The 11104-nt window shown below is 40.4% G+C and carries 15 protein-coding genes and 3 pseudogenes; 9 read left to right on the plus strand and 9 right to left on the minus strand.

The features are described from left to right. Positions 1–35: 35 nt before the first annotated feature. From LC033_RS06010 to LC033_RS06020, 3 genes are all read left to right on the plus strand, one after another. Positions 36–800 (plus strand): transporter substrate-binding domain-containing protein, encoded by a 765-nt coding sequence (locus LC033_RS06010; protein ID WP_226567338.1) that lies wholly within the window; start codon positions 36–38, stop codon positions 798–800. A gap of 66 nt (positions 801–866) precedes the next feature. Next, on the plus strand, positions 867–1511 hold the full coding sequence (locus LC033_RS06015) for an amino acid ABC transporter permease (RefSeq protein ID WP_226567339.1): 645 nt from the start codon (positions 867–869) through the stop codon (positions 1509–1511). After that, positions 1508–2236, plus strand: a complete 729-nt coding sequence (locus LC033_RS06020) for an amino acid ABC transporter ATP-binding protein (protein WP_281430310.1) — start codon at positions 1508–1510, stop codon at positions 2234–2236. Before LC033_RS06015 ends, LC033_RS06020 begins: the two co-directional genes overlap by 4 nt. A 175-nt stretch (positions 2237–2411) precedes the next feature. Here the strand turns inward: LC033_RS06020 and LC033_RS06025 are convergent, their stop codons facing one another. Continuing rightward, positions 2412–2663 (minus strand): VOC family protein, encoded by a 252-nt coding sequence (locus LC033_RS06025; protein ID WP_281430311.1) that lies wholly within the window; start codon positions 2661–2663, stop codon positions 2412–2414. 197 nt (positions 2664–2860) lie between these two features. Here LC033_RS06025 and LC033_RS06030 point away from each other — a divergent pair, with 197 nt between their 5' ends. Continuing rightward, positions 2861–4042 (plus strand): class I SAM-dependent rRNA methyltransferase, encoded by a 1182-nt coding sequence (locus LC033_RS06030; RefSeq protein ID WP_226567340.1) that lies wholly within the window; start codon positions 2861–2863, stop codon positions 4040–4042. Between the two features lie 39 nt (positions 4043–4081). On the opposite strand, the gene LC033_RS06035 is transcribed toward LC033_RS06030, so the two are convergent. Both LC033_RS06035 and LC033_RS06040 read right to left on the minus strand, forming a co-directional pair. Beyond that, complete coding sequence (locus tag LC033_RS06035; protein ID WP_226567341.1) at positions 4082–4762, minus strand: CidB/LrgB family autolysis modulator; 681 nt, start codon at positions 4760–4762, stop codon at positions 4082–4084. Beyond that, positions 4756–5139, minus strand: a complete 384-nt coding sequence (locus tag LC033_RS06040; RefSeq protein ID WP_312887859.1) for a CidA/LrgA family holin-like protein — start codon at positions 5137–5139, stop codon at positions 4756–4758. The genes LC033_RS06035 and LC033_RS06040 overlap by 7 nt, the downstream gene beginning before the upstream one ends. A 164-nt stretch (positions 5140–5303) precedes the next feature. On the opposite strand from LC033_RS06040, the gene cidR reads away from it, so the two are divergent. The 3 genes and pseudogenes from cidR to LC033_RS17010 all read left to right on the plus strand — a co-directional run. Further along, a complete protein-coding gene (cidR, locus tag LC033_RS06045) occupies positions 5304–6191 on the plus strand; it encodes a cidABC operon transcriptional activator CidR (RefSeq protein WP_226567342.1) in 888 nt (295 codons plus the stop codon). A gap of 201 nt (positions 6192–6392) precedes the next feature. Beyond that, positions 6393–7061, plus strand: a complete 669-nt coding sequence (gene thiE, locus LC033_RS06050; protein ID WP_226567343.1) for a thiamine phosphate synthase — start codon at positions 6393–6395, stop codon at positions 7059–7061. Positions 7062–7203: 142 nt separating this feature from the next. Next, positions 7204–7323 (plus strand): annotated as a pseudogene (locus LC033_RS17010) (nuclear transport factor 2 family protein); the annotation flags it as partial. Between the two features lie 48 nt (positions 7324–7371). Here LC033_RS17010 and LC033_RS06055 read toward each other — a convergent pair. The 5 genes and pseudogenes from LC033_RS06055 to LC033_RS06075 form a co-directional block, all read right to left on the minus strand. Further along, positions 7372–7626 (minus strand): annotated as a pseudogene (locus tag LC033_RS06055) (cation acetate symporter); the annotation flags it as partial. Then, a pseudogene (locus LC033_RS06060) lies at positions 7612–7848 on the minus strand (DUF485 domain-containing protein); the annotation flags it as partial. The pseudogenes LC033_RS06055 and LC033_RS06060, both read right to left, overlap by 15 nt. A gap of 107 nt (positions 7849–7955) precedes the next feature. After that, entirely contained in the window at positions 7956–8624 is a 669-nt protein-coding gene (locus LC033_RS06065; protein WP_226567344.1) for a glycosyltransferase family protein, read from the minus strand. Continuing rightward, entirely contained in the window at positions 8617–9306 is a 690-nt protein-coding gene (locus tag LC033_RS06070) for a class I SAM-dependent methyltransferase (RefSeq protein ID WP_226567345.1), read from the minus strand. The genes LC033_RS06065 and LC033_RS06070 overlap by 8 nt, the downstream gene beginning before the upstream one ends. Before the next feature lie 301 nt (positions 9307–9607). Further along, a complete protein-coding gene (locus LC033_RS06075) occupies positions 9608–9748 on the minus strand; it encodes an anti-repressor SinI family protein (RefSeq protein WP_226567346.1) in 141 nt (46 codons plus the stop codon). A gap of 458 nt (positions 9749–10206) precedes the next feature. On the opposite strand from LC033_RS06075, the gene LC033_RS06080 reads away from it, so the two are divergent. Both LC033_RS06080 and LC033_RS06085 read left to right on the plus strand, forming a co-directional pair. Beyond that, the gene (locus tag LC033_RS06080) at positions 10207–10590 is read left to right on the plus strand and encodes a GtrA family protein (protein ID WP_226567352.1); all 384 of its coding nucleotides are present in this window, start codon (positions 10207–10209) and stop codon (positions 10588–10590) included. 115 nt (positions 10591–10705) lie between these two features. Then, the gene (locus tag LC033_RS06085; RefSeq protein ID WP_226567347.1) at positions 10706–10876 is read left to right on the plus strand and encodes a hypothetical protein; all 171 of its coding nucleotides are present in this window, start codon (positions 10706–10708) and stop codon (positions 10874–10876) included. A 54-nt stretch (positions 10877–10930) separates the two neighbouring features. On the opposite strand, the gene LC033_RS06090 is transcribed toward LC033_RS06085, so the two are convergent. Beyond that, the coding region (locus LC033_RS06090; protein ID WP_226567353.1) for an IS3 family transposase at positions 10931–11104 on the minus strand (174 nt) is incomplete at its 5' end.

Raw genomic sequence — 11104 nt, forward strand, 5'->3', positions numbered from 1 at the left:
ATTTAGACAAAACTGACATTAGGGGGTCGTGTTTTATGAAGAAATCGATGTTACTGATTATGGGACTTGTTTTTGTGCTCGTCATGGCAGCCTGTGGATCAAAATCGGACAGTGGTTCGGGAGAAGACAAAGACACATATAAAATTGGGATAGATACAACATATCCGCCATTTGAATTTGAAAAGGGCGGTAAATATGAAGGAATAGACGTTGATTTAATTAACGCAATTGCAAAAGACCAAGGCTTCAAAGTAAAGCTTGAAGCAATGGACTTCTCAGGGATTATTCCAGCGATGCAAGCAGGTCAGCTTGATGTTGGAATGGGCGGTATGAGTATTACAGATGAGCGTAAAAAGAAAGTAGATTTTTCAGATCCATACTTCGACGCTGGACTCACAGTTGTTGTGAAAAAGGACAGCAGCATCAAATCGATTGATGATTTAAAGGGGAAAAAGGTAGCTGTTAAAAATGGGACAACAGGTGCGAAATTTGCATCAGATAACGCAGATAAATATGGGTATGAAGTTGTGCAATTTAATGATAGTCCATCTATGTTCCAAGAAGTATCTAATGGAAATGCAGACGCATTGATCGAAGATTATCCCGTCATTACGTATGCGATCGCACAACAAGATTTAAACTTGAAAACAGCTGGAGACCGCTTGAATGGGGACCAATATGGTATCTCTGTAATGAAGGAGAAAAACCAAGACTTGCTGAAGAAAATCAATAAAGGCCTAGAAAACCTAAAGAAAAACGGTGAATATGACAAAATTATTGATAAATATTTGAAGTCATAATACAAGCGAGGCGCGCTCTAGGCGCGCCTTCTTTATGTGTAAACCGTAGAATTAGGAGGGAGAAACATGGATACGATTATTAATGCATTTCCATATTTAATGGATGGTTTGCAAACCACTTTATATATCTTTATTGTTGCCATCATTTTAGGATTTATCATCGGTTTGATTGTGGCATTATTCCGCCTGTCACCATTTAAAATCATCAATGTCATTGCACTCATTTTTGTGAATGCTATTCGAGGTACCCCATTTATTGTACAGCTATTTTTCATTTATTTTGGTTTGAATACACTTGAATTTATTTCGCTTGATCGAGTGCCGGCGGGGATTATTACAGTAGCAATTAATGCAGGGGCTTATTTCTCAGAGATAATTCGTGCAGGGATTCAATCCATTGATAAAGGACAAACAGAAGCCGCACGCTCTCTCGGATTTACAGGGGGACAAAACATGCGTTTTATCGTCCTTCCACAGGCATTTCGTCGCATGCTTCCAGCGATTACAAACCAAGCCATTATCAGCTTGAAGGATACGTCGCTCTTATCCATTATCGGGATCGCTGATATTATGCAGCGAGGACAAGTTCAAGCATCGGCCACATTTGATCCTTTGAATGTCTGGCTTATTGTCGGTGTCATTTATTTCGTGATCATTTATTTACTTTCTCTACTGGCTAGCTACGCAGAAAGGAGATTTGATATCAAATGAGTATGATTACGGTGAAAAATTTAAAAAAATCCTTTGGTGATCATGAAGTGTTAAAGGATATTAATGCAGTCATCGAGGAAAAGGAAGTAGTGTGTGTTATTGGTCCTTCTGGATCAGGAAAAAGCACGTTTCTAAGATGTCTCAATAAATTAGAGGATATTACTGCTGGAGAAGTTGTTGTCCACGGACATACGATTACAGATCCAAAAGTCAACATCAACAAAGTACGACAAGAAGTCGGCATGGTGTTTCAGCACTTTAATTTATTTCCTCATAAAACGGTTTTAGAAAATATCACGATCGCACCGATGAAGGTAAAAGGCGTTGAGAAGAAGTCGGCAGTCGATAAAGCCCTAGACTTGCTTGAAAAAGTTGGCTTAAAAGATAAAGCCCAAAGCTACCCTAACCAACTATCTGGTGGACAAAAACAGCGTGTCGCCATCGCAAGAGCGTTGGCGATGGATCCAAAAGTGCTATTATTTGATGAGCCGACATCTGCTCTTGATCCTGAGGTCGTTGGGGATGTATTAGCTGTTATGAAACAATTAGCCGTTGAAGGCATGACGATGATTGTGGTCACGCATGAAATGGGTTTTGCAAGAGAGGTAGGAGATCGCGTCATCTTTATGGATGGCGGATATATCGTCGAAGAAGACAAGCCAGAAGCACTCTTTGGAAATCCGCAGCACGAGCGAACAAAGTCATTTCTTAGTAAGGTGCTATAAAAAAAAGAGTAAGAGTAGATATACATGCTCTTACTCTCTTTCTTTTATGGGAAATGGAACCGCAGACTCACTATCCGCGAAGAGGCAGAGGGTTTCATTAAAGGTGTCTCCATTCCTATTAAGATAGAGGATAGCAGAAACCCAATTTCCTAGGAAATATTAGTGCTGGAAGAACTCAATCTATTCCTGGTCGGATCCTCTGAAAAAGAATAGCAATATCCAATTGGTAATGTCGTGATTTCTTCATGATTAAATCAATTTGAAGCTTTTGGATACGGTTGAATTCTGCATGAATATTGTCTGTTGTGAAGGTGAGATGATGGACCTTTCTTTCAGATGGAAGATCACTGCTGTAGCCCTGAATGAGCTCAATTTCAGTTTCTGCTTTGTCTTTAAAGCCAAGAAATGCAACCTCAATCACTTTCATGCCCACAACCTTTCATAAAAATCAATGGACTGATCAATATCCCCGACCATAATACCTGTATGATCTAAGCGTAAAGTCGTCAAAAGAAGAGCCTCCTTTAAGTCATGATATTTTTCTCTGCATCTTATCATATAGAAGTAACGTATACATTCATATGGTAGGATAGAGAGAGTCAATTTAGGATAAGGGTGACACAAATGAAAAAAATCTCATTAAAACAAACATTTACGGAGCAAGTGAAAAATGGTTATCCACTCATATCAAAAGATGCTGTATCGCATGTGAACGGTGTACAGGAAGGCGAGCTCATTGAATGGGTGGATGAAAGAGGCGCCTTTTTAGGAAAAGGGTATTATGGTGTTCAAAATAAAGGCATTGGCTGGGTGCTTTCCTTTGATGCAAACGAAAAAATCAATCACGCCTTTTTTGTCTCTAAGCTTGAGCAGGCAGCGAAAAGTAGAACGCATTTATTCCGTGATGTACAGACGACTGCTTTTCGTGTGTTCAATGGAGAGGGTGATGGAATTGGTGGAATCACGATTGATTATTATGACGGTTTCTATCTCATCCAATGGTATAGCGAAGGGGTCTATACATTAAAATCAGAAGTGTTGGCTGCACTTGAGCAGGTATATCCAGACTACAAAGGCATTTATGAAAAGAAACGATTTGATACGTCTGGACAATATATTGAGGATGACGATTTTGTGAAGGGAGAAAAAGGTGAATTTCCTCTCATCGTGAAAGAAAACGGGATGAACGTCGCGGTTTATTTAAATGATGGCGCCATGACGGGCATTTTTCTTGATCAGCGCCATGTCAGAAAAGCGATTCGAGATCGTTATGCAAAAGGAAAGACCGTCCTTAATACGTTTTCTTATACCGGAGCATTCTCGGTAGCAGCAGAGCTTGGTGGGGCGAGCCGTACGACAAGTGTAGATGTCGCAAACCGCAGTTTGAAAAAAACATCCGAGCAGTTTGAAGTGAATGGCATTGATATGGACGGGCAGGATATCAAAGTCATGGACGTCTTTAAATACTTCCCGTTTGCAGCGAAAAAAGGTTGGACCTATGATGTAGTCATCTTAGACCCGCCTTCCTTTGCACGAACGAAAAAACACACATTCAGTGCGGTGAAGGATTATAAAAAGCTATTAAAAGAAGCCATCCAGATCACAGCTGAGAACGGCGTCATTGTGGCGTCAACCAACAGCAGTGCATTTGGGATGAAAAAGTTTAAAGGATTCATTGCACAGGCCTTTAAAGAATCTGGGCAAACGTATCGTATTCTTGAAGAATATACACTTCCTGAGGACTTCCGTACAACCAAGAATTATCCTGAAGGAAACTATTTAAAGGTTGTCTTCATCCAAGCATAATCAAAAAAAGCCATTCTCCAATAAAGGGAAGTGGCTTTTTTATAAGGCGAACGACAAGAGGAGAGGGGCTGCACAGAGTGTAATAATGGCCGAAAGAATCATCGATACACTTGAGATCGTGCCTGAGACGGAGCTTAACTCAAAGGCCTTTGATGTCCCTGCACCGTGTGCACCTGTACCAAGCAGTACGCCCATAGCAATGTCATTATCAATGCGGAAATAACGGATGACCATTGGACCAATGATCGAGCCAAATAGTGCAGTTAAAATGACGAATACAGCCGTAACGGACGGCATGCCGCCGATCATTTCTGACACACTCATTGCCACTGGTGTTGTAATAGACCTTGGGACAAGGCTCTCAATAAGAGCTGTGTCCAAATGAAACAATTTGGCGATAAATGCCGTTGATAAGATCGCAATGACAGAACCGCAAGCCACATTCAAAATAATTTCCACTGCATGCTTCTTCAGAATGTGAAAATACTTATATAAAGGAATCGCAAAAGCAACAGTGGCAGGTTGAAGCATATTCGTCAGCCATTTCCCGCCTTGATTGTAAGCATCGTAAGGAATGTTAACGATTAAGAGCAAGACCACAAGGACAAGCGGGGTCACAAGTAAAGGGGAGACATAGACTTTCGGGTGTCGTTTGTAAACCGCTTTTGATCCAAGGTATATAAGAACCGTTAAGATCAGAAATAGTCCGCCAACTAACATGGCTTTTTTCGCTCCTTTCTTTTCGCAATAATTTGGGTCATTATTCCAGTAGACAGCATGACCACAAAGGTACTAAGTAAGACGACAAGGACGATACTGGTGCCTGATTGAGAAAGCAATTTCCCATAATCAATCACACCAACTGCTGACGGGATAAAAAAGAGTAGCAGTTCTCCGAGGAGCCATACAGCGCCAAGTTCAATCCATTTTAATTTAATGATGTTAAAATGAAGTAATAAGAAAATGACAAGAATGCCTAAGATCGTGCCTGGTATTCTTAAATGCAAAAAGGCCGCCAGTACATTCATCAATTTCGCAAAAACAAATAAAGCCATAATCTGAAGGGTAGCAATCAGCGACGTTTTGAGCAATTGCACTTTCTGTTCACTCCTTTTCTATATATAATGTTCACTGTTTCACAAAAAAATGACATTATTCCAACTGGTGAGCTTAACTTAAAGTGTACAGTACGTTCTATTATAGGTAAAATACATATATTGAATAGTTATTATTCCTTTTTTCTATAGAAAGGGTGAGTCATGTGGACATTAGACATTTAACATATTTCTTAGAAGTGGCAAGGTTAAAGAGCTTTACGAAAGCCTCGCAATCCCTTTATGTGTCGCAGCCGACCATTTCCAAGATGGTCAAAAATCTGGAGGATGAGCTGGAGGTGCAGTTGTTTTACCGAAATGGCCGTAAGGTTGAAATGACAGATGCTGGACAAACGATGTATACACAGGCGAGTGAAATCACACAATCATTTCAGAATTTAACGAGTGAATTAAATGATTTAATGAATGTGAAAAAAGGGCATATAAGAATAGGGCTGCCGCCCATGATTGGATCAAGCTTCTTCCCAAATGTCATGGGAGAGTTTCGTCAGCAGTATCCAGATGTTACGTTTCAGTTGGTCGAACACGGCTCCATTAAAGTTGAGGAAGGGGTCGAGGAAGGGTCGTTAGATATTGGTGTCATTGTTCTACCTGTAAATGATAAAATTTTTCATACGTACACCATTATCAAAGAAAACATGAAGCTTGTGACACATCCATCGAATCCGATGGCAGGGCGTGATGAGGTGCATTTAGCTGATTTAAAGGAAGAGTCTTTTATATTTTTTAGAGAAGATTTTGTTTTGCACAGCCGGATATTGAATGAATGTATGATTGCGGGGTTCCGGCCTAATGTTATTTATGAAACGTCTCAATGGGATTTCATTAGTGAAATGGTAGCAGAGAACCTCGGGATCGGGCTTCTTCCTGAACGAATCTGCCGTGATCTTGATCCTGAAAAGGTGAAGGTCATTTCTTTAAACCCGCCTATCCCTTGGCATTTGGGTGTCATTTGGCGAAAGGATCGCTATTTGTCCTTTGCGGCAAGAGAATGGTTAAAGCATACAAAATCTTATGTTTGGGATGCAGAGTAAAAGGGAGGACGATACTGATGAAATTAAGCTACGTGTCTACTTCATGCGGCTTCAGCCGTACTGCTGTTTTATGGTGTCGCAGTTGAAAAGGCAGCCCAGCAGACAAAAGACCAGGAACATTCCAAATAGAACTGTTAAACGCAATATCAAACACAGGTAGCAATGATGTAATCATGTTAGGTAAAGTAGGGGGAGTTTTGCATGACAAAAGCTAATCAACTGCAAATCAAGCAGCAATTATCGGTTTATTTTATTATGGGAACTGCAAATACAAGCAGGAATCCGCTAGATGTCATCAAAGAAGCCATTCAAGGCGGGATCACCATATTTCAATTTCGTGAAAAGGGTGAAGGCGCCTTGCAAGGTGAAGAGAAGAAACAATTGGCCCGGCACATACAAGCACTTTGCCAAGAAGCGAATGTCCCTTTTATCGTAAATGATGATGTACAGCTAGCGATAAATCTGGATGCAGACGGCGTACATGTTGGTCAGGAAGATACAAATGTACAAGACGTGCGGAAAAGGATCGGGCATAAAATATTAGGCGTGTCCACGCATAACTTAGATGAAGTGAAACAAGCGTTGAAGGACGGGGCAGATTATGTCGGGATGGGTCCTGTCTACCCAACAGAGACGAAAAAGGATACACGCAGTGTCCAAGGAGTTTCTTTGATCACCAAGGTACGTCGTCATGGTCTTGATATTCCGATTGTTGGCATCGGCGGTATCACTTATGAAAATGCTGCACCAGTCATACAATCAGGGGCAGATGGTATTAGCATCATTAGCACTATTAGCCAAAGCGCTGATCCAAAAAAAGCAGCAGAAGAACTAAAATCACTTGTCGTATCAGAAAAAGCATCTCTTTAACCTGTTGAACCCATGGATTGACGAGATCCATGGGTTTTCTTGTCCGAGTGAAAAATAGACAGGAGAGAAACAATTGTGTACGATTTTATTGTTTGAATCTTTTCGACATGACAGGTAAATAAAGGAGAATGAACAATGGAAGTGGGCCGTTTGCGGAAAGCTGACGGATGGCCATGTATATACAGCAGAAGGAATTCATATTGCGGAGCTGGACGACCAAGGGAAGATCGTTTATTTAGAAAACGTCCCGAAAAACCTCTAGTTATTCAAGCGATATTAATAAGCCGGCTCTACAGCCGGCTTTTCCTTATCAATCAGTATCCATATGCATGCCTGTATGTGCCTTTACTTGAATTTCTGTAAAGGTGTCTTCATCTGCTTTTTCAGAGGAGAAAATCGTGCCTAAGTAAGCTGCTATGAATCCAAGCGGGATAGAGATAATCCCAGGATTCGACAGCGGGATGAGCGGCTCTCCTGTGAAGATGGCTGCTCCTGATGGGTCCCAGATGCTTGGGCTGAGCGATACGATGATGAGTGCGCTCAGAAGACCTGTTAAAAAAACCCATGTCATGACAAATTGTGTGAGGGAGAATAACCAAGCCCATGTGATCGCCCCAATTGCTGGCGTGTTCAAAAAGGTGAAGTAGGATGTAGCAACCGGAAGAGAAAAGTAAAAGAGAAAAAAGAAAATCGTCATTGGTACGATAAATCTGCGTTTTTCCTTAAGAAGTTTTCGAAAATCCTCTGAAGCGGCAACCTTCTTATAATGAATTTTTTTGTCTGCCATTGTTTCCTCCTTTGTACGAAATAGGGACAAGGTACTCCAATGCATATGAGACAATCTAGTTTTTTATGACAGTATATCATAAAAAATGCACCCGAAAAGGGTGCTTTCTACCTATAATTAGCAAGAAATGTTTGTCTTGCTTTTTCATATGCTTCAGCGTCAAAATGATCCCCGCATTTGTGTATACACCAAGGCTCTTCTTGCCTGGCGATCCCTACCTCATATCCTTGCTGAGCGAACTCAAAAGACTGTGACACATCATAAAAATGAAAGCCGTCTAAGATGTCCTCGCGCCACCTGATATCGTATTGCGTCGCCATAAAAAGTCCGTCAATAGCCGAAGCTTTAATGTAATCTTGTGCCTCCGTTTGTTGATGACCTGATTCAAACGAAAGCAACTGATAGGTGTTGTGACGATATTCAATCACTTTCCCTCTGCAATCACGGCTTTCCCACCATATCCCATTGTCAGGCACACTTTTTGCACCTATCACCCCAAGCAAGCCAAGTGACGGATTTTGCAAAAAAAGTGGGATGAGCTCGAGGAGCATATGTTGTTTGACGATCAGTGTATCTTGATGAAGGTAAATTTTAAACTGTGCAGGATGAGTGAAGGCTTCATTGTATCCAGAGGCCATACTTGATGCATGTCTAATGGGAAAGACCTCCACATGATAACCATGCGGAGCAGGAAGTGAAGCGAGCTGCCGAAAACAAGCTTGAAACATTGACTCATCAGTCACACATAACACAAATAAGATGGTTGGGTTACTCATTGAACTGAACCGCCTCAACCACGTATTGATAGGCTGTAGCTGCCTCGTTAAAATCGAAACGGATGCCATGCTTCACAAGTAGCTCGTGTAAGTCATTCATCACATTTACATACGAAGGATGCTGTACACGAATGGTCTCAAGTTCACGAATGCGAAAACCTGCTGAATGAAAGAGTGAATGAATTTCGTGAAGGGTAAAGAAACGTAGATGTGTTTGATCCATTAACCCCGCATCTGTATAAGAAAACCTTCCAGCTAATAATTCTAAAACCGTTGAAATATGGCCAATATTCGGAATGGATGACAGGATCACTCCCTCCTTTTTAAGAAAGGGTTTGACCTTTTTTAAAACGGCCCACGGGTCTAATAAATGTTCGAGTACATCTCCGAAAATAATACAGTCAAATTGTTCATGTTGATAAGGAAGAGCCATCTGTTCAATATTGCCGCATAAAACATGATCTAGCGCTTGTTCAGCCTGCTTTGCTGCATCCTCAAAAGATTCAATCCCGTATATGGTCCGGTTTTGTTGTTTTAGGACTTTTCCAAGCTGACCTGTGCCGCATCCGATATCCAAAATAGACGTCCATTCCTCCTGAATACGGTTGACGATGACAGGATTTACACCGTGATAATACTGATCCTTTTTTTGGTGATAATAGGAAAGGGAATCTGAACTCACGCTCTAACCACCTTTCTTCTTTTTCACTGCTTTCATACTTAATATATGGGTAGGGAGCTTGGTTTTATAACGAGAGGTAGATAAATTTCATGAATGGTGGCAAAAAGGGGTCATATAAAGAACGGGAAACGGACTGTCCTCCTAAGATAGAAAGACAGAACCCCATTGAGTAGAAGGGATTGGCATAGAGAGGTGTTCAATTATTGTAGCGTATCGTCATGAAAGGATTTTCAAAAGGTCAATTGACAGGTCAGAACTTGTAGCCAAAGCAGTCTGAAAGACAAAGGATCACGGCGTTGATTTACGGTTTGTTTATCATCTTCTGATCACCGTTGGATGTTAAAAAAGCTTGTATTTCTTCGATGCCTAGTCCAATTTTTTTCGCTTCCTGAATCAAATAAACCCACTCTTCGTCAACTCTTCTTTTCATTTGTGTATCCATAATAGCCTCCAGTTCAATAAGACATATTCATCTGTAACCAATGACTCGAACAAACCGTCTAGTAACTGTACGTGTGTGTGAAAGAAGCACAAAAATAGATTTTTGTCGAAAAATGATGACATTTAACCCATTTTTTAAAATCTATCACCTACCACGTCCCTAAAAAAATGACTAAAAAACCCATAAATATTGATTTCTTACTTCTAATAATAAACAATTATAAAGTCAGTTAAAAGATTATAAATTAAAATAATGATAAAGATCTAAATCATTTGACTCATAAAAATCGATTAGGTTGACATCTGCCATCGATTAGAACAAATTTCATTTTTGTAGGACGTACATATTGTCCGTTTGGGAAGTTCTTCTCGAGATGGTATTCTAAAAGAAACAGAAACCACCAAGAAGGAATGAAGAAAGACATGTATAGCGTTTTTCAAAAATATCAAGAAGTTGTTATGTATCTTGTGATGGGTGTGTGTACAACCATTGTCAACATAGTCAGCTTCTACTTATTCGTTGAGATGTTTTCCATGAATTATAAAACAGCAACGGTTGTTTCATGGGTATTTGCTGTTCTCTTTGCTTATATCACCAATAAGAAGTATGTCTTCAAGCAAAAGGCTCGTGACACAAAAAGCCTCATGCGTGAGCTTTCTTCATTTTTTAGTGTGCGTCTCATGTCTCTAGGTGTAGATCTGGGGCTGATGATTTTATTTGTGAGCCAAATGGCGCTCAATGAAACTGTCGCAAAAATCCTTGTCAACTTTGTGATTGTGGTGGTCAATTATGTCGCCAGTAAATGGTTCGTCTTCAAGAAAACAAAGGAAGATGCGATTTAACACATGAAAAAAGATAGGTGATGTGAAATGAGCAGCAGGCCAGACGAATGATATGATGCCATATATCAACAAACAGAAAAGCAGCATGAACAAGTGCTGAGGCTAAGTCAAAGAAATGATCACACAACCAGAAACGTTTTCGGAACAAGAACAGGAAAACATCAACCGTATGGACATTGCGCTTCAAACGGTACCGGACATTTTAGAAAACTTAATGACTCCTGACACGCAAATGACCATTGTTTTAAGACAAAGGAGAAGTCGTGTTGATCTGACGAAAGCGTAAAAAAAGCAGCCATTTGAAATTGAAGTGACCCCCTTAAGTTAGACACGGTATTTATTAGACAGCTTTCGAGGCATGAGTTCGATATTGTATCGGACTCATGCCTTTTAGTTTCGTCTTTATACGTGTGTGATTGTAGTAATCAATATATTGTTCAAGTTCTTGCTTGAAGTGTTCGATGTCCTCAAATTCTTTTAGGTATAGAAATTCAGACTTTAAGATACCGAAGAA

It is taken from the genome of Bacillus stratosphericus (assembly GCF_020524495.1).
GTDB lineage: Bacteria > Bacillota > Bacilli > Bacillales > Bacillaceae > Bacillus > Bacillus stratosphericus_B.